This is a genomic window from Geomonas agri, from assembly GCF_020179605.1.
GTDB lineage: Bacteria > Desulfobacterota > Desulfuromonadia > Geobacterales > Geobacteraceae > Geomonas > Geomonas agri.
On the sequence record NZ_JAINZO010000002.1, the window covers coordinates 188,350 to 205,481 of the forward strand.

The 17,132-nt window shown below is 63.0% G+C and carries 14 protein-coding genes; 13 read left to right on the top strand and 1 reads right to left on the bottom strand.

The window, feature by feature from the left end; all coding sequences use genetic code 11:
• Positions 1-30: 30 nt before the first annotated feature.
• Entirely contained in the window at positions 31-1,932 is a 1,902-nt protein-coding gene (locus K7R21_RS12285) for an LTA synthase family protein (RefSeq protein ID WP_224983610.1), read from the top strand.
• Positions 1,933-2,108: 176 nt separating this feature from the next.
• Here the strand turns inward: K7R21_RS12285 and K7R21_RS12290 are convergent, their stop codons facing one another.
• Positions 2,109-2,858, bottom strand: a complete 750-nt coding sequence (locus tag K7R21_RS12290) for an SDR family oxidoreductase (protein WP_224983611.1) — start codon at positions 2,856-2,858, stop codon at positions 2,109-2,111.
• A gap of 213 nt (positions 2,859-3,071) precedes the next feature.
• Between K7R21_RS12290 and K7R21_RS12295 the strand changes: the two genes are divergently transcribed.
• From K7R21_RS12295 to argB, 12 genes are all read left to right on the top strand, one after another.
• A complete protein-coding gene (locus K7R21_RS12295; protein WP_224983612.1) occupies positions 3,072-3,470 on the top strand; it encodes an endonuclease domain-containing protein in 399 nt (132 codons plus the stop codon).
• 239 nt (positions 3,471-3,709) lie between these two features.
• Positions 3,710-4,465 (top strand): nickel pincer cofactor biosynthesis protein LarB, encoded by a 756-nt coding sequence (gene larB / locus K7R21_RS12300; protein WP_224983613.1) that lies wholly within the window; start codon positions 3,710-3,712, stop codon positions 4,463-4,465.
• The gene (gene larC / locus K7R21_RS12305; RefSeq protein WP_224983614.1) at positions 4,462-5,619 is read left to right on the top strand and encodes a nickel pincer cofactor biosynthesis protein LarC; all 1,158 of its coding nucleotides are present in this window, start codon (positions 4,462-4,464) and stop codon (positions 5,617-5,619) included. The genes larB and larC overlap by 4 nt, the downstream gene beginning before the upstream one ends.
• Positions 5,616-6,065, top strand: coding sequence for a phosphatidylglycerophosphatase A family protein (locus K7R21_RS12310; protein ID WP_224983615.1), 450 nt, complete (start codon positions 5,616-5,618; stop codon positions 6,063-6,065). Before larC ends, K7R21_RS12310 begins: the two co-directional genes overlap by 4 nt.
• Positions 6,062-7,306, top strand: coding sequence for a competence/damage-inducible protein A (locus K7R21_RS12315; protein WP_224983616.1), 1,245 nt, complete (start codon positions 6,062-6,064; stop codon positions 7,304-7,306). Before K7R21_RS12310 ends, K7R21_RS12315 begins: the two co-directional genes overlap by 4 nt.
• 39 nt (positions 7,307-7,345) lie before the next feature.
• Positions 7,346-9,316 (top strand): sensor histidine kinase, encoded by a 1,971-nt coding sequence (locus tag K7R21_RS12320; protein WP_224983617.1) that lies wholly within the window; start codon positions 7,346-7,348, stop codon positions 9,314-9,316.
• A 193-nt stretch (positions 9,317-9,509) separates the two neighbouring features.
• Positions 9,510-10,526, top strand: coding sequence for a recombinase RecA (gene recA / locus K7R21_RS12325; RefSeq protein ID WP_224983618.1), 1,017 nt, complete (start codon positions 9,510-9,512; stop codon positions 10,524-10,526).
• A 3-nt stretch (positions 10,527-10,529) separates the two neighbouring features.
• Complete coding sequence (locus K7R21_RS12330) at positions 10,530-11,690, top strand: type IV pilus twitching motility protein PilT (RefSeq protein ID WP_224983619.1); 1,161 nt, start codon at positions 10,530-10,532, stop codon at positions 11,688-11,690.
• Positions 11,691-12,152, top strand: a complete 462-nt coding sequence (locus K7R21_RS12335) for a regulatory protein RecX (RefSeq protein ID WP_224983620.1) — start codon at positions 11,691-11,693, stop codon at positions 12,150-12,152. It begins immediately after the preceding gene.
• An 88-nt stretch (positions 12,153-12,240) separates the two neighbouring features.
• Positions 12,241-14,868: an alanine--tRNA ligase gene (gene alaS, locus K7R21_RS12340; RefSeq protein ID WP_224983621.1), complete on the top strand. Its 2,628-nt coding sequence runs from the start codon at positions 12,241-12,243 to the stop codon at positions 14,866-14,868.
• Positions 14,869-14,993: 125 nt separating this feature from the next.
• On the top strand, positions 14,994-16,133 hold the full coding sequence (locus K7R21_RS12345) for a hybrid sensor histidine kinase/response regulator (RefSeq protein WP_224983622.1): 1,140 nt from the start codon (positions 14,994-14,996) through the stop codon (positions 16,131-16,133).
• 96 nt (positions 16,134-16,229) lie between these two features.
• A complete protein-coding gene (gene argB / locus K7R21_RS12350) occupies positions 16,230-17,108 on the top strand; it encodes an acetylglutamate kinase (RefSeq protein ID WP_224983623.1) in 879 nt (292 codons plus the stop codon).
• The last annotated feature ends 24 nt before the right edge of the window (positions 17,109-17,132 follow it).

The following is a 17,132-nucleotide window of genomic DNA, read 5'->3' on the forward strand; positions in this document are numbered from 1 at the left end:
TGCCATCAGAAAAGTAAAAGAGGTTCCCCTATGCCGCAACGACGACTTGGGCTAGTTGCCTTCGTCTCCTGTACCTTCCTCGCAGTCAACACCGCCATCCGCATCATGCTGGCAGCCGCCACCCCGAAAGGGGCCGGCCTCAAACTCGCACTGCTGCTCAAGGCCGCTGCCGCAGGGTTCTACTTCGACCTGGCGACGCTGGCCTACGCCATCCTGCCGTTGGCGCTGTACCTGATCCTGGTACCGCGCAAGGTGGCGACGCACCGCTGGCACATATGGCTGGTGCGCTTTTTCTTCGCCCTGTTCGTCGCCGCCCTCATCTTCGACATCTGCGCGGAGTTCATCTTCTACGACGAGTTCGGCACCCGCTTCAACTTCATCGCCATCGACTACCTGGTCTACACCCACGAGGTGATTGGCAACATCCGCGAATCCTACCCGCTTTCCGCCATCTTCTCCGGTATCGGCGCGGCCGCGGCGGCGATTTGCTGGGTGCTGAGAAAACCGCTGACCCGCGGGGCGGAGCTGACGTTCAACGGCGCCTACCACCGCACCGGTTTCCTGCTGCTGCTCCCCGTGGTCCTCTCGTACGGCGTGGTCAACATCTCGCAATCGACCATATCGAAGAACAACTACGTCAACGAGATCGCGGGCAACGGGGTCTACAACCTGTTTGCCGCCTTCATCAACAACGAGCTTTCCTTCACAAGGTTCTACCGCACCCTGCCGCAGAACCAGGTCAACACGCGGCTGAGGACCTTGGTTGCGGAGAGGAACAACAGCTTCGTCGATCCCAAATCGGAACGTTTCACCCGCGCCATCCGCGCCGAGGGGCCGGAAAAGCACCTCAACGTGGTGGTAGTGACCGAGGAGAGCCTGTCGGCGGAGTACCTGGGCACCTTCGGCAACAACAAGGGACTCACCCCGAACCTGGACCGCCTTGCCTCCCAGTCGCTTCTGTTCACCAACCTCTACGCCAACGGCACCCGCACCATCCGCGGTCTGGAGGCCATCACCCTCTCCGTTCCGCCGCTGCCCGGCACCTCCATCGTGAAGCGTCCCAACAACGGTGGCTTCCGCTCCTGGGGCGAGATCATGAACGCCAAGGGGTACCAGTCCAAGTACATCTACGCCGGGCACGGCTACTTCGACAACATGAACGCCTTCTTCTCGTCTAACGGTTATGCCATCGTGGACCGCACCGACTTTGCCAAGGACGAGGTCACTTTCGCCAACGTCTGGGGCGTGTGCGACGAAGACCTGTTCCGCAAGGTGATCAAGGAGGGAGACAAGTCGTTCGCGGCACACAAACCCTTCTTCTCCATGGTGATGACCACCTCTAACCACCGTCCCTTCACCTACCCCGCGGGCAGGATCGATATCCCGTCCAAGACGGGGCGCGACGGCGGGGTGAAATACGCCGACTACGCCATCGGCAGGCTGATCGCTGAGGCGAGCAGCAAGCCCTGGTTCAAGGACACCATCTTCGTCATCATCGCCGACCACTGCGCAGGCAGCGCCGGCAAGAGTGACATCCCGATCAAGAAGTATGAGATCCCGCTGCTGGTCTACTCTCCGGCCCACATCAAGCCGGCGCGCGTGGACAAGCTGATGAGCCAGATCGACCTCGCCCCCACCGTGCTCGGCCTGATGAACATGAGCTACCAGAGCGACTTCCTCGGGCGCGACGTCTTCAAGGAATCGGGGCAGCAGCCGCGCGCCTTCATCTCGACCTATCAGAAGCTCGGATACCTTACCGAGAATGAGCTCCTGGTGCTGGGACCGCAGCAGTACGCAGCGCAGTACAAGGTGAACCGCAAGACCGGCGACGCCAAAAGCGAGCCGGTGACAGACACCATGCTGGCGGACATGCTGGCCTACTACCAGGGCGCGGACTACCTGTACCAAAACAGGTTGAACCGGATCCGCTAAGGCGGGACGGCAACAGACGGCATAGAGCCGCTACAACGACAAACGGGACGCAGCCACATCGGCCGCGTCCCGTTTTTATATGGGGGCGGGTGAGGGGAACACCACGAAGGGGAATCTCGCCTACGGCAACGCCCTCACCCCAACCCTCTCCCGGAGGGAGAGGGAGGAGACACAAGCTATTCTTCGTAGATCATCTTGCGGGTCATGCCGCCGTCCACCACGAAGTTCTGGCCGGTGATGAAGCCGGCGCGGGGCGAGGCAAGATAGAGGACCATTTCGGCAATGTCCTCCGCGCGGCCAACGCGTCCCGCGGGGTGCTGCTGGTGGTCGACCGGCCGCAACTCGGCCTCGTCGCCGTTGTGGATCCATCCCGGGCTCACGCAGTTGACCCGGACCTCGGGGCCAAGGCTCATGGCGAGGGCATGGGTAAGCGCCACGACGCCACCCTTGCTGGCGGAATAGGCCTCGGTGTCGGGCTCGGATTGGAGCGCACGGGTGGAGGAGATGTTGACGATACTGCCGCGGCTTTCCTTCAGGTGCTGCACCGCGTACTTGCTGCAGAGGAAGACGCCGGTCAGGTTGGTGCCGATGACGCGGTTCCACTCGGAAAGTGCAAGCTCGTGTACCGGAGCCGCATGTGCCCGCGCCAGCGCCGCGTTGTTGACCAGCAGGTCCAGCCGCCCGAAGCAGGCCACTGCCCGGGCGACAAGGTCCTGCACCGATGCCTCGTCAGCGACGTCCGCCTGCAGCGCCAGGACGGCCTCCGGCGCACCGAACCCCGCTGCCGTTTCGGCAACCGCCGCACCCTCTATGTCAGTCAGCACCACCGCGTACCCTTCCGTGAGCAGCCTCCGCGCGATTCCCCTGCCGATCCCGCGCGCCGCGCCAGTAACCAGCGCCACCAGCCTCTGTTCTCCTTGAGCCATCTCGACCTCCGATCCAACGTTGCGGCAACAGGGTCAAAACTTACAACAGCATCAGGGTGATCGCAATAGAAACGGGTAGGTTGCAAAGAATCCTCGTCTCCCTTGTGTATATTTGAACCGACCTTTCCAGAAGCTTTGATAATGCTGATCGTTAAGCGCCGCGCGTGACCGAGCGTACCCCCCTTTGCGAAGGGGGGACAGGGGGGATTTGCCGTGGTTAGACCATACAACCATCAGTTGAAGGAGCCATCGCGCAAACTTCGCAAGCAGATGACTTATGCTGAGCAGCTGCTGTGGTCTCATCTGCGGGGCAAACAACTCCTTGGACTCCACTTCAACCGACAGAAACCGGTTGGTCCCTATGTCGTTGACTTCTATTGTGCTGCGGCACTGCTGGTGATTGAGGTGGATGGCAGCCAGCACTTGCAAAGGGAGCATAGTAAACGTGATGCGGCACGCGATCTGTTTCTGCTGCAACATGGACTGATGGTGCTAAGGTTCGACGATCGGCAGGTATTGTTGGAAACGACAGCGGTTCTGGAAGAGATTTTTGGAGTGTGCCAGCAAAGAGCAAATCCCCCCTGTCCCCCCTTCGCAAAGGGGGGAACGTGATAGCGCCGTCTAATTCTGGCGGCAAAATCGTCGTGACTCCATGGTACCCAATCAATCATTCTCACCCGGAGGCTTTTCCTTTCTACTCCGCAACGTTGCGGCACATTGACATAACAGCCGCATCCGTCTCTCAGAAATTTCCCGGCTCCTGCCAAAAAAAGCATTTTTTAGCAGCGAATACGAGGTTTGTATGTTAGCCTTAATCGCATTTTCCAACCTCCGGAGGCAGCTTCTTATTCATGCAAAACAAGGTAATTGAAAAAGTTCTCCAGGAAGTGAGTGAGGGGACGCTCGACGTCGCCCAGGCACTGGAGAAATTGAAGCACCTCCCCTTCGAGGACGTCGGCTGCGCCACGGTCGACCACCACCGCACCCTGCGCCAGGGTTTCCCGGAAGTCATCTTCGGGCAGGGCAAGAGCGTGGCCCAGATGCGTACCATCATCACCGCGCTCATGGAGAAGGGAGGCAACGTCCTGGCGACGCGGGTGAACCGCGCCAAGGGGACAAAACTCCTGGAGTTTTTCCCGCAGGCCGTCTACCACGCCGACGCCCGCGCTCTCACCATCGAACAGCATCCGGTCGAATTGCGCGGCCGGGGCAAGGTGCTCGTGGTCTGCGCCGGCACCTCCGATATCCCGGTAGCGGCCGAGGCGGTGCTGACCGCGCAGATGATGGGCAACGAGGTGGAGAAGGTCTACGACGTGGGTGTGGCCGGCCTGCACCGCCTGCTGGCGCGGCGCGGAACGCTCGCGGAAGCGTCGGTGATCATCGTCGTGGCCGGAATGGAGGGGGCGCTCCCTTCCGTCGTGGGCGGGTTGGTGGACAAGCCGGTCATTGCGGTGCCGACCTCTGTGGGCTACGGCGCCTCCTTCGGCGGTGTGGCAGCCCTCTTGGGCATGCTCAATTCCTGCGCCGCCGGGGTAACGGTGGTCAACATAGACAACGGTTTCGGGGCGGCCTACGCGGCGAGCCTCATGAACAGGATTCACGGATGAAGGTACTGTATTTCGATTGTTTCGCCGGGATCGCAGGTGACATGACCGTGGCCGCCCTGATCGAACTCGGGCTCCCGCTGGAGACGCTGCAACAGGAACTTTCCTCGCTGCCGCTGTGCGGCTACACGCTGGAGAGCCGCAAGGTCGACCGCCACGGCGTCGCCGGCACCTCCTTCAAGGTCACCCTCACCGAGGAGGACCAGCCGCACCGCCACTACTCCGGCATCTCGGCGATGATCGAGAAGTCGGACCTCAAACCGCGGGTCAAGGAACTCTCCCAGCGCATCTTCCTGAAGCTGGCGCAGGCCGAGGCGACCGTGCACGGCGTGCCGCTGGAGCGGGTCCACTTCCACGAGGTGGGCGCCGTCGACTCCATCGTCGACATCGTCGGCACCGCCATCGGCCTCGACTACCTGGGCATCGAAAAGGTCTGCGCCTCGGGCCTTCCCTACGGCCACGGCTTCGTCAAAACGGCGCACGGCCTGCTTCCCGTTCCGGCGCCCGCCACCGCCAAACTGATGGAGGGGATCCCGCTCGGTCCCGACATCGGCCCGGGCGAACGGGTCACCCCGACCGGCGCGGCCATCGTCGCGGCGCTTGCCGACAGCTTTGGCCCTACCCCGGTGATGACCGTCGCGGCAACCGGTTACGGCGCCGGCGAAAAGGACTTCCCGGAACTCCCCAACCTGCTCCGGCTGGTGCTTGGAGAGAGCACCGAGGCAAAAGAAGCCCAGGAGGTGCTGGTCCTCGAGACTCACATCGACGACATGCCCGCCGAGATCTTCGGCTTCCTCATGGAACGGCTCATGGAGGCGGGGGCGCTCGACGTCTCCTTCTCGCCGCTGCAGATGAAGAAGAACCGCCCCGGCACCCGGCTCACCGTCATCGCCAACCCGGGTGACCTGCAAAAGCTCTCCGACCTCATCCTGGCGGAATCGAGTGCCATCGGCCTGCGCTACTACCCGGCCGGGCGGATCACCCTCCCCCGCTGCTGCGAGACGCGGGTGACCTCGCTGGGCGAGGTTCGGGTCAAGGTGCTGGGCAACGGACGGGTGACGCCGGAGTACGACTCCTGCCGCGAGATCGCCCTGGCAAAGAGGATGCCGCTGGTCGAGGTGTACCGGACGGTGGCAAGGGAGTGCTGCCAGGGATGAAAACATTCGTCATCATTGCCGCGACCTGGTTTGGCACCGGCTTTTCCCCCTTTGCCTCCGGAACGGTCGGAACTCTCGGCGCCATCCCGTTCTTCCTGCTCCTCTCGGAGATGCCGCTGTGGCTCTACCTCCTCACCACGGTCGCCTTCACGCTGTTCGCCTGCTGGAGCGCGGGTTTCGGCGAGGAGCTCTGGGGCGAGCACGACTCGGGCAAGATCGTCATCGACGAGGTGGCCGGCTACCTGGTGACCATGACCGCGGTCCCGGCGTCCTGGCAGGGGATCCTCGTTGGCTTCATCATGTTCCGGATCTTCGACATCCTGAAACCGCAGCCGGCACGCTGGTTCGACCGCTCGCTGAAAAACGGCTACGGCGTAGTGCTGGACGATATCGCCGCCGGCGTCTACGCCTGCGCCGCCACCCACCTGGCGCTGAGGTTTTTGTGAGAGTCGCCATCCTTTCCATAGGGGACGAGCTGCTCACCGGCGAGGTGACCGACACCAACGCGAGCCACATCGCGGGGCGGATCTACGACTGCGGCGGCCGCGTCTTTCGGCACCTCACGGTTCCGGACGACGAGGAGGCGATCGCACAGGCCCTTACCGAACTGGCAGCGGCCAGCGACGCGGTCATCGTCACCGGTGGGCTCGGCCCCACCCCCGACGACTACACGGCGCAGGGTGCGGCACGGGCGGCGGGAGTCGAGCTGGAGTTGTCGCAGACGGCGCTCGACCACCTGGCCGAGTTTGAAAAGAGGATCGCGAGGCCGCTGCACCCGTCCAACCGGCGCCAGGCGCTTTTCCCGGCAGGATCCCGGCTCATCCCCAACCCGCTGGGAACCGCCTGCGGCTTCGTGGTCACCATCGGCGCGGCGGATCTCTTCTTCCTCCCCGGAGTCCCGTACGAGATGGAGCGGATGCTGGCGGACACGGTGCTACCGGAGCTCGCCAAGCGGCTCCCGGCGCCGTGGCGGCGCATCACCCTGAAAGTGTTCGGCATCCCCGAGGCGGCGATCGCCGAGCGCCTGGGAGGCGCTTTCCCGGCGGACGCCCCCGTGCAGCTCGCTTACTGCGTCAAGTACCCCGAGATCCACGTGATCCTGCGTGCGGCAAACAAAGACGCTCAACTCCTCGAGGCAGCGGCCGCGGAGGTGAGAAACCGGCTGGCACAGTACCTCTTCGCCGAGGACGACGAGACCATGGACGACGTGCTGGCGCGCCTGTTCCGGGAACGCGGCCTCACCCTGGCGCTGGCCGAGTCCTGCACCGGTGGCATGATCGCCGCGCGCATCACCGCCGTGGCCGGCAGCTCCGCCTACTTCCTGGAAGGGAACGTTACCTACAGTAACGCCGCCAAGAGCAGGATGATCGCCGTCCCCCCCGAACTGATCGAGCGGCACGGGGCGGTCAGCGCCGAGGTCGCCCGCGCCATGGCCGAGGGTGCCCGCAAGGCCGCCGGAAGCGACCTGGCCCTGTCGGTCACCGGCATCGCCGGACCGGACGGGGGCACCCCGGAAAAGCCGGTGGGCACGGTGTACGTCGCGCTGGCCGACGCAGCCTCCTGCCGGGTCGAACGCTGCAATTTCCAGGGAGATCGGACCCGGGTCCGCTCCATCACCTGCTTTACTGCGCTCAACTGGTTGCGCGAATACCTCCTCACCCACAACGGAGCAGCGGTCCCCGACTGACGGGGCCATTACTTAAATGCCGGTACAGGGAAAACGACCTTGCACTTCGCGCCGCTGTTACTCATAGTCGCCTGCGAACTGCTGCTCCTTCTTATCGAGCAGTACACGCCGCTGCCCGGACTGCTGCACTTCGGCGTCTCGGTGTCGCTGGCGGCGGTGCTCTTGTGCTTCGTGGCGCTCTTCAAGCAGCGCGAGGCGAAGGTGGTGGACGGCCTGCGCCGCGAGATCGACGGCATGCAGCAGGAGGCCGCCAAGAGTGCCCGGCGCTACAAGAGCCTGCTGGAAGGGGCGGGTAACGCCATCTTCATCTTCAACGTGGAAACGGCGGTCCTCGAGGAGGAAAACCGGCTGGGGCGGGAGTTGTTCGGCTTCACCAAGGACGAGCTATCCACCATGGTGGTGCGCGACCTGATCGCCCCCTGCGAGCACGAGCGGCTGCGCTCGTTCCTGTACCAGCTGGTGCGCAACGGCGAGGCCGACTGGGACGAGGTGCAGCTCAAGCGCAAGGACGGCTCTTCATTCCTGGGCGAAATCAACGCGCGGCTCATCGACCTCGGGGATGAGCAGGTGGCCCACTGCCTGCTGCGCGACATTACCGAGAAGCACCGCACCGAGCGGGAGATCTGGCAGAGAAACCGCGAGCTCTCCATCCTGAACAACATGCTGACCAGCATGAACCTCGGCAAAGACCTGAAGACGGTGCAGGAAGGGACCCTGCTCCAGCTGATGGAGCTGTTCCGCGCGGAAAGCGGCACCCTTCATCTCTCCACCCCCGATACTTCCTCCCCTACCCTGTGCGCCTCGAAACACGCCTCCCCCGAACTGGTACAGGTGCTGGGGACAACCCTGAGCAACCCCGACGGCTTCCACGATGTATGCGTGGTCCCCCTGGGCGACGCCGGCGAAGGGTGGGGGAGCCTCACCTCCATCCCCGTCAACTCCCAGGAGCGCCTGCTCGGTGTAATTCACCTCATCCACCGCGAGTCCTACCGCTACACCCTCGAGGAATTGCGTTTCCTGGAGACGGTCGGCAAGCAGATGGGCAACATCATCGAACAGATCAGGCTCTTCACCGAGCTCACCTGGAAGAGCGAGGAGTTGCTCCGCTCGCACCGTCTCCTGGAGAAGAGCAGTCACAGCCTCTCCGTTTCCGAAACCAGGCTGAAGCAGAACCTGGCCCTGGTGGAGCGTGCGCACGTGGAGCAGATCCGGCTGGACCGCATGAAGAACCAGTTCCTGGGCATGGTCTCCCACGAGTTCAACACCCCGCTTACCAGCATCATCTCCGGCGTGGACCACCTGCTGCAGCAGGGGTGGAGTTCTCAGGAGGACGCCTGCCGGGTCCTCGAGATGGTGCGCGACGGCGGGCTCAGGCTGAAAGCCCTGGTCGCCGACCTGCTGAAGCTGATCCGGCTGGAGTCACGCCGCGAAGGGCTGGAGACCTCTGCCATCCACCTGAGGATGCTCCTGGAAAATCTCCTGGACCAGCTCCAGCCCCTGTTCGAGGAGCGGGGCCAGGTGGTGACGCTGCGCGACCTGGACCACCTCCCCTTCTTCCAGGGGGACTGCGGCTACCTCGAGCGGGTCTTCTACGAGCTCCTCTTGAACGCCATTCGCTTTAGCCCCGAGGGGGGCGAGATCGTGGTCCACGGCCGGGTGGTGCAGCAGGAGGACCTGCACCAGCGCGCGCACACGCTGATGCGTTTCAACCCCGAGTTCCTCAGGCGCTGCGGTGAGCGCTGCTACCTGGAAGTGGAGGTGCGCGACTGCGGCATCGGCATCCCGCTGCAGGAACAGCAGGGCATCTTCGAGATCTTCTACGAAGTGGGCGAGATCAGGCACCACTCCAGCGGTAGGCGACAGGGCAAGGGTGCCGGACTGGGGCTCGCCATCGTCAAGGGAATGGTCGAAGCCCATGGCGGCATGGTATGGGTGGAGAGCTGCGAGGGAAGCTCCTTCTTCCTGGTGTTGCCGCTCGAGCAGGAACTGATCCAACCCGCACTGTTCTAAAACCCGTTCAACGTTCGATGCTCATTCCGACCAGAGGACGTGGCGCGGGGGCAGTAGCGCCAGAGATTATTAAGCAGACAGCCCTTTTACGAACATTGAACGTTGAACCTTGAACGGTTTTTGTGTTATGTGTGATTGGTTCCGGAACCAGACCCAAAAATAGCGCCTGACAAGGCTAAGGAGATATAAAACGATGCTCGATAAGGAAAAAGCGGAAAAAGCCCTCGACCTGGCCATGAGCCAGATCGAGAAACAGTTCGGCAAAGGGGCCATCATGAGGCTGGGCAACGAGGAGGCACTGCCGGACGTGGCGGCCATCCCGACCGGCTCCCTGTCGCTGGACTTGGCGCTTGGCGTGGGGGGCGTACCCCGCGGCCGCGTCATCGAGATCTTCGGACCGGAATCCTCCGGTAAAACCACCCTCGCCCTGCACGTGATCGCCGAAGCCCAGAAACTGGGCGGCATCGCCGCCTTCGTCGACGCCGAGCACGCCCTCGATATCGGCTACGCCAGGAAGCTGGGCGTCAAGACCGACGACCTGCTGGTCTCCCAGCCGGACACCGGCGAGCAGGCGCTCGAGATCGCGGAAACCCTGGTGCGCTCCGGCGCCATCGACGTCCTCGTAGTCGACTCCGTCGCCGCCCTGGTCCCGAAAGCCGAGATCGAGGGCGACATGGGCGATTCGCACATGGGCCTGCAGGCACGCCTGATGTCCCAGGCACTCAGGAAACTGACCGGCATCATCTCCAAGAGCAACTGCTGCGTCATCTTCATCAACCAGATCAGGATGAAGATCGGCGTCATGTTCGGCAACCCCGAGACCACCACCGGCGGCAACGCGCTCAAGTTCTACGCCTCGGTGCGCATGGATATCCGCAAGATCGCGGCGCTCAAGCAGGGCAACGACATGATCGGCTCCCGGACCCGCGTCAAGGTGGTCAAGAACAAGGTGGCGCCCCCGTTCAAGGAAGTGGAGTTCGACATCCTCTACGGCGAAGGGATCTCCAAGGAAGGGGACGTCCTCGACCTGGCCGTCGAGCGCAACGTGGTCGAGAAGAGCGGCGCCTGGTTCTCCTACGGCAAGGAGCGCATCGGGCAAGGCCGCGAGAACTCCCGGCTGTTCCTCAAGGAGCACCCGGAGATCACCGAAGAGATCAGGGCTAAACTCACCGCTCCAGAACAAGACGCCCAAGCATCCGGCGCAGCCTAAACCATGCAACTTAACGAGATCCTCGGCATAGCCATGAAGGCGAAGGGGTCGGATATCCACCTGAAGGCGGGGCTCCCCCCCATCGTCAGGATCGACGGCTCCCTGCGCGCCATTCCCAACGCGGAACGGCTCTCCAGCGAAGCGGTCAGGAACATGGCCTTCTCCATCATGAACGACCGCCAGAAACGGATCTTCGAGGAAAACTACGAGGTCGACCTCTCCTACGGTGTCCCGGGTCTCGGGCGCTTCCGCGTCAACGCCTTCGCCCAGCGCGGGACGGTCGCCATGGTGCTGCGCACCATCCCGATCGCCATCCCGACCCTGGAGACGCTGAACCTGCCGCCGGTCCTCAAAAAACTGGCGCTGGAGCAGCGCGGCCTGATCCTGGTCACCGGCACCACCGGTTCCGGCAAGTCCACGACGCTGGCCTCCCTCATCGACTACATCAACGAACACAGGACCTGCAACATCATCACCATCGAGGACCCTGTCGAGTACCTGCACAAGGACAAGAAGAGCCTGATCAGCCAGCGCGAGGTGGGCTTCGACACGCTCACTTTCGGCAAGGCGCTCACCTCGGCGCTGCGCCAGGACCCGGACGTCATCCTGGTAGGCGAGATGCGCGACTACGAGACCATCGAGACCGCCCTCACCGCCGCGGAGACCGGTCACCTGGTCCTTTCCACCCTGCACACCCTGGACGCCGCCGAAACCGTGAACAGGGTGATCTCCGTCTTCCCCCCGTTCCATCAGAGGCAGGTCAGAATGCAGCTGGCCGGCATCCTGAGAGGGGTCGTTTCGCAGCGTCTGGTGCCGCGCATCGATGGCAAGGGGCGCGTTCCTGCGGTCGAAGTCATGATCGGCACCGCGCGCATCAGGGACTGCATCGACGACAAGGAAAAGACCAAGCAGATCCCGGAGGCCATCGCCCAGGGGCACACCACCTACGGGATGCAGACCTTCGACCAGTCGCTCATGCAGCTTCTGGGCAGGAAGCTGATCACCTACGAAGAGGCCCTGCGCCAATCCAGCAACCCCGACGACTTCGCACTCAAGGTTTCCGGCATCTCCTCAACATCGGATTCCAGCTGGGACAACTTCACCGAGGAACCGGAAGCGCCAGCCCAGGAAGGCGGGGCGGACCTGGTTATCGAGAAGTACTAGGTGCAGCGCGGGACCGCCCTAGAGTGCAGTCTGCGGGTGCTCACCCTGCGCGACCACTCTGAAGGGGAACTGAGGAAGAAGCTTTCCGGCAAGGGATACGAGGAAAGCGACATCGAGGCGGCGGTCGGACGGATGAAGGAGCTTGGCTATCTCGACGACCTGCGCTTCGCCCGCAGCTTCGCTTCTTCAGCGCTCAGAAACGGTAAGGGAGTCGGACCGAGGCTGAAGCTGGAGCTGTCCCGGCGCGGCGTGGCCAGTTCGATCGTGAGCCAGGTACTGGACGAGTTGGCCCAGGAGTACAGCGAGGCGGAGCTCCTGGCGCAGGTGATGGAGCGCCGCTACCCCGGCTTCGACGCTGCCACGGCTTCCGACAAGGAGAAGCGGCGCATCGTCGGCTACCTGCAGAGGAAGGGGTTCTCGCTGGGCGCCATCTTCAGGGAGTTGAAGGCACACGAGGATTAGAAGGTCATACCCTCGCCCTCCGGGAGAGGGAGCCCCCACAACGCACAACCGTTTTAGGTTTAGATATTCCATTTACTGAGGTTTTTTTATGACAGGCAAAGAGATCCGGGCGCAGTTCTTCAACTTCTTTCAGAAAAAGGGCCACACCCTGGTGGAGAGCTCGAACCTCATCCCGAAGAACGATCCCACCCTGCTGTTCACCAACGCAGGTATGAACCAGTTCAAGGACGTGTTCCTCGGCCTTGAGAAGCGCGATTACAACCGGGCCGTCTCCTCGCAGAAATGCGTCCGCGCTGGCGGCAAGCACAACGACCTCGAAAACGTCGGCCGCACCGCGCGCCACCACACCTTCTTCGAGATGCTGGGCAACTTCTCTTTCGGCGACTACTTCAAGAAAGAAGCGATCGCCTTCGCCTGGGAATTCCTCACCGTCGAACTCGGCCTCTCAAAGGACCGCCTCTACGTCACCGTGTACAACGACGACGACGAAGCCGCCGACATCTGGCACACCCAGGAAGGGGTACCGCGCGAGCGCATCTACCGCTTCGGCGAGAAGGACAACTTCTGGGCCATGGGCGATACCGGCCCCTGCGGCCCCTGCTCCGAGATCTTCTGGGACAACGGCCCCGGCACCGGCTGCGGCTCCCCTGACTGCGCCGTCGGCTGCGACTGCGATCGCTACATGGAGATCTGGAACAACGTCTTCATGCAGTTCAACCGCGACAAGGACGGCACCTTGACCCCGCTCCCGAAACCCTCCGTCGACACCGGCATGGGCCTCGAGCGCATCTCCGCCGTCATGCAGGGGGTCACCTCTAACTACGACACCGACCTGATCCAGGGGATCATTCGCCACATCGAGGGGATCTGCGGCAAGAAGTACCGCGCCGACGAGAAGGACGACGTCTCCATGCGCGTCATCGCCGACCACTCCCGCGCCACCACCTTCCTGATCTGCGACGGCGTGCTCCCCTCCAACGAGGGACGCGGCTACGTGCTCAGGCGCATCATGCGCCGCGCCGCGCGCCACGCCAAGATGCTGGGCGTGTCCGAGCCGATGCTCTACAAGGTGGTCGACGCTGTCAACATGATGATGGGCGATGCCTACCCGGAACTGCTCGAGCGCGAGCACTACGTGAAGAAGGTGATCAAGGCGGAGGAGGAGCGCTTCATCGAGACTCTCGACCGCGGCCTCGCCATCCTCAACGAGGAGACTGCAGCCCTGAAAGCCAAGGGTGACACCGTGCTCTCCGGCGAAGTGATCTTCAAGCTCTACGACACCTTCGGCTTCCCGGTCGACCTCACCGCCGATATCGTCGAGGCGGAAGGGCTCACCCTTGACGAGGACGGCTTCGCCCTGTGCATGGAGAAACAGCGCGTCAAGGCGAGGGAAAACTGGAAAGGCTCCGGCGAGCAGGGCCTTGCCGCCATCTACAAGGAACTGCACGGCTCCGGCATCACTAGCGACTTCGTGGGCTACGCCGAGCAGACCGCCTACTCCACCGTGAGCGCTATCGTCAAGGGAGGCGTGCTGGTCGAAGAGGCCAACGCCGGGGACGAGGTCGAAATCGTCACCGCCAAGACCCCCTTCTACGGCGAGTCCGGCGGCCAGGCGGGCGACACCGGCACCATCTCCACCGGCGCCGCGCATGTCGAAGTGGAAAGCACCAGCCGCCCCTTCACCGACCTGATCGTGCACCGCGGCAAGGTGGTGTCCGGCAACATCCGTAACGGCGAGGCCGTGGACCTGAAGGTTGCCTCGGCCAACCGCTCTGCGACCGCGAGAAACCACACCGCGACCCACCTGTTGCAAGCGGCGCTGCGCGAGGTGCTGGGCGACCACGTCAAGCAGGCAGGCTCCCTGGTCACCCCGGACCGTCTGCGCTTCGACTTCACCCACTTCAGCCCGATGACCGCCGAGGAAATCCGCAGGGTCGAGGTCCTGGTCAACGGCCACATCATGGCCAACGACAGTGTCGACGCCCGCGAGATGCCGGCTGCCGAGGCCCTGGCCGCAGGCGCGACCGCGCTCTTCGGCGAGAAGTACGGCGACGTGGTGCGCGTGGTGCGCGTGGGCGACGTCTCCTCCGAACTGTGCGGCGGCACCCACGTGCACGGCGCAGGCGAGATCGGCCTCTTCAAGATCATCTCCGAGGCGGGTATCGCCGCCGGCGTGAGGCGCATCGAGGCCCAGACCGGGCACGGCGCGCTGGCCGTGGTGCACCAGATGGAAGACGAGCAGAGAAGCATCGCGACCCTTTTGAAGGCAGAAGGGGTCAGCACCCTCGACCGCGTAGAGAAGCTCCTGGCCGGCCAGCGCGAGCTGCAGAAGGAACTCGACGCGCTGCAGGCGAAGATGAACGCCTCCAAGTCCGCCGACCTGATCCAGCAGGTGCGCGAGCAAAACGGCATCAAGATCCTGGCGGTCAAGGTTGACGGCGATGCCAAGGGGCTGCGCGAGCTCTCCGACACGCTCAAGGAGCGCATCGGTTCCGGCATCATCGTGCTGGGCGCAGGCGACGCCGCCAAGGCGAACCTGCTGGTGGCGGTCACATCCGACCTCACCTCGCGCTGGAAGGCGGGCGACATCATCAAGGCCATCGCTCCCATCGTGGGCGGCAACGGCGGTGGCAAGCCCGAACTGGCCCAGGCAGGCGGCACCAAGCCGGAGAACCTCGCCGAGGCGCTCGAGGCGGTGTACCGCATCATAGGGTAGCTGCTCGTAGAAACATACAGGATTCCCCACTCCCACCCTTCCCCTCCCGGGGGGAGGGTCAGGGAAGGGAAGAAGTTAGCCCCACTTGCAACAGGCAGATATTTCAGCACAACCGGGACATGCCGATGCTCGAACTGACCGCCAATCACACCCAGGAACTCCTGCAGGACAGGGACAAGAAAACCATCCTCATCGTCGACGATGAAGGGGTGATCCGCGACCTGTGCAAGCGGGTGCTCAACGACTACCACATCGTCGAGGCGGGGGACGGCCAGGAGGCGTACGAGATCTTCCTGCGCGGCGGCGTCGACGTCATCCTCACCGACGTCATGATGCCCCGCATGGACGGCATCGAGCTGCTGAAAAAACTCAAAGAACGCGAGCCGACCATGGTGGTCATCATCATGACCGGCTTCGCCGACAAGGACCTGATCCTCAAGGCCCTGAAAGCCGACGCAGACGACTTCATCACCAAGCCGCTCAACCTGCTGCAGTTGAAGAGCGCCATCAGCAAGGCGCTCGTCAAAAAAGCACTTAAGGACGAGATCGCCAACCTCAGGAACCTCGACCGCTTCAAGACCGTATTCCTGTCGCTCATCTCCCACAAGTTCCGCACCCCCATCACCTCCATTTCACTGTTCCTGCAGAACCTCGCCTCCGGCATCATCGATCCGTCCGACGCGGGGACCAAGGAACACATCAAGCTGATCTACAACGAGGCGTGCTACCTGGGCAACCTGGTCACCGACCTGCTCACCTTCTCCTCGGTCATGGACAGCGGCGTCGGGCTGCACCTGGAGCCCTGCACCCTCAACCTGCTGCTGCCCAAGCTTCTGCAGGAAGCCCGGGAGGTCGCAGACCGTCCCGGCGTCACCGCCCACATCACCCAGGACACCGTTCCGGCACTTATGCTGGACCGCGACAAGGTGAGCTTCGCCGTGCGCCAGGTGATCGACAACGCCATCAAATTCTCCAAGGAAACTGGTGTGGTCTGTGTCACGCTGCGCAACCTCGAGGACCAGTGCGAGATCACCGTGCAGGACAACGGCATCGGCATCCCGACCGAACAGCTCCCCAAGCTGTTCGAGAAGTTCTACCAGGTCGACGCGGAGCACACCGGTCAGGTGCGCGGTTTCGGACTCGGCCTGTTCTACGTGCGCGAGTTCATCCGGATGCACGGCGGCACCGTCAGCATCGATAGCGAGGAAAACGTCGGCACCCGCGTCGTCATCACACTCCCCAACAAAGCCAGCCAAAGCCCCTGATAACTCTGGGCTTCGCCCCTCTTTGAAGTTGATTATTTCCCCCTATCTGCTATATTACGTCTTTCTATGCCCTAATTAACGCTATAAGAGGCACTTATGCAGCATCTCATAGAAAAAGCCAGCACTCTCATGGAGGCCCTTCCCTATATCAGACGCTTCTCGGGGAAGACCATCGTCATCAAGTACGGCGGGCACGCCATGGCAGAAGAGAAGCTGAGAAAGTCTTTTGCCCTCGACATCATCCTGCTCAAGTACATAGGCATCAATACCGTGGTAGTGCACGGTGGCGGTCCCCAGATCAACGAGACACTGAAGCGCTACGGCATAGTGTCAGAGTTTGTCAAAGGGATGCGCGTCACCGACGCGGAGACCATGGGCGTGGTCGAGATGGTGCTGACCGGCCAGGTGAACCGCGAGGTGGTCGGCTACATCAACCAGCATGGCGGCCGCGCCGCCGGTCTTTCCGGCAAGGACGGAAGTCTCTTGCTCTGCGAAAAGCTGCTCCAGGAAATCCGACGAGAGGACGGCGGGGTCGAGATGGTCGACATCGGCTTCGTGGGCGACGTCGTCGAAGTGAACCCCGCCATTCTGCAGGCATTGGAAAAGGGTGGCTTCATCCCGGTGATCGCGCCGGTAGGCGTGGGGCGTGACGGGCAGAGTTACAACATCAACGCGGACGTGGTAGCCGGCAAGGTCGCCGCCGCGCTGGGCGCCGAGAAGCTGATCCTGCTTACCGACGTCTCCGGTGTGAAGGACAAGCAAGGGGAGCTTCTTTCCAGCATCCCGCTCGCCGACGTCCCCGCGTTGATCGACAACGGCACCGTCACCGGCGGCATGATCCCGAAAGTGACCTGCTGCACCGACGCGCTCGCCGCAGGCGTGAAGAAAGCGCACATCGTGGACGGCCGGATCGAGCACGCCATCCTTCTGGAGATCTTCACAAACGTCGGGATAGGGACAGAGATACAGGCGTAAAGGCAGAGGCTAGGGGCTGGAGAC

Bases quoted from the DNA above. Each gene is read 5' to 3' on its own strand.
- K7R21_RS12290 (WP_224983611.1), bottom strand. From the start codon at position 2,858: ATGGCTCAAGGAGAACAGAGGCTGGTGGCGCTGGTTACTGGCGCGGCG.
- larC (WP_224983614.1), top strand. From the start codon at position 4,462: ATGAAGGTACTGTATTTCGATTGTTTCGCCGGGATCGCAGGTGACATG.
- K7R21_RS12330 (WP_224983619.1), top strand. From the start codon at position 10,530: ATGCAACTTAACGAGATCCTCGGCATAGCCATGAAGGCGAAGGGGTCG.
- alaS (WP_224983621.1), top strand. From the start codon at position 12,241: ATGACAGGCAAAGAGATCCGGGCGCAGTTCTTCAACTTCTTTCAGAAA.
- K7R21_RS12310 (WP_224983615.1), top strand. From the start codon at position 5,616: ATGAAAACATTCGTCATCATTGCCGCGACCTGGTTTGGCACCGGCTTT.
- K7R21_RS12345 (WP_224983622.1), top strand. From the start codon at position 14,994: ATGCTCGAACTGACCGCCAATCACACCCAGGAACTCCTGCAGGACAGG.
- K7R21_RS12285 (WP_224983610.1), top strand. From the start codon at position 31: ATGCCGCAACGACGACTTGGGCTAGTTGCCTTCGTCTCCTGTACCTTC.
- recA (WP_224983618.1), top strand. From the start codon at position 9,510: ATGCTCGATAAGGAAAAAGCGGAAAAAGCCCTCGACCTGGCCATGAGC.
- argB (WP_224983623.1), top strand. From the start codon at position 16,230: ATGCAGCATCTCATAGAAAAAGCCAGCACTCTCATGGAGGCCCTTCCC.
- larB (WP_224983613.1), top strand. From the start codon at position 3,710: ATGCAAAACAAGGTAATTGAAAAAGTTCTCCAGGAAGTGAGTGAGGGG.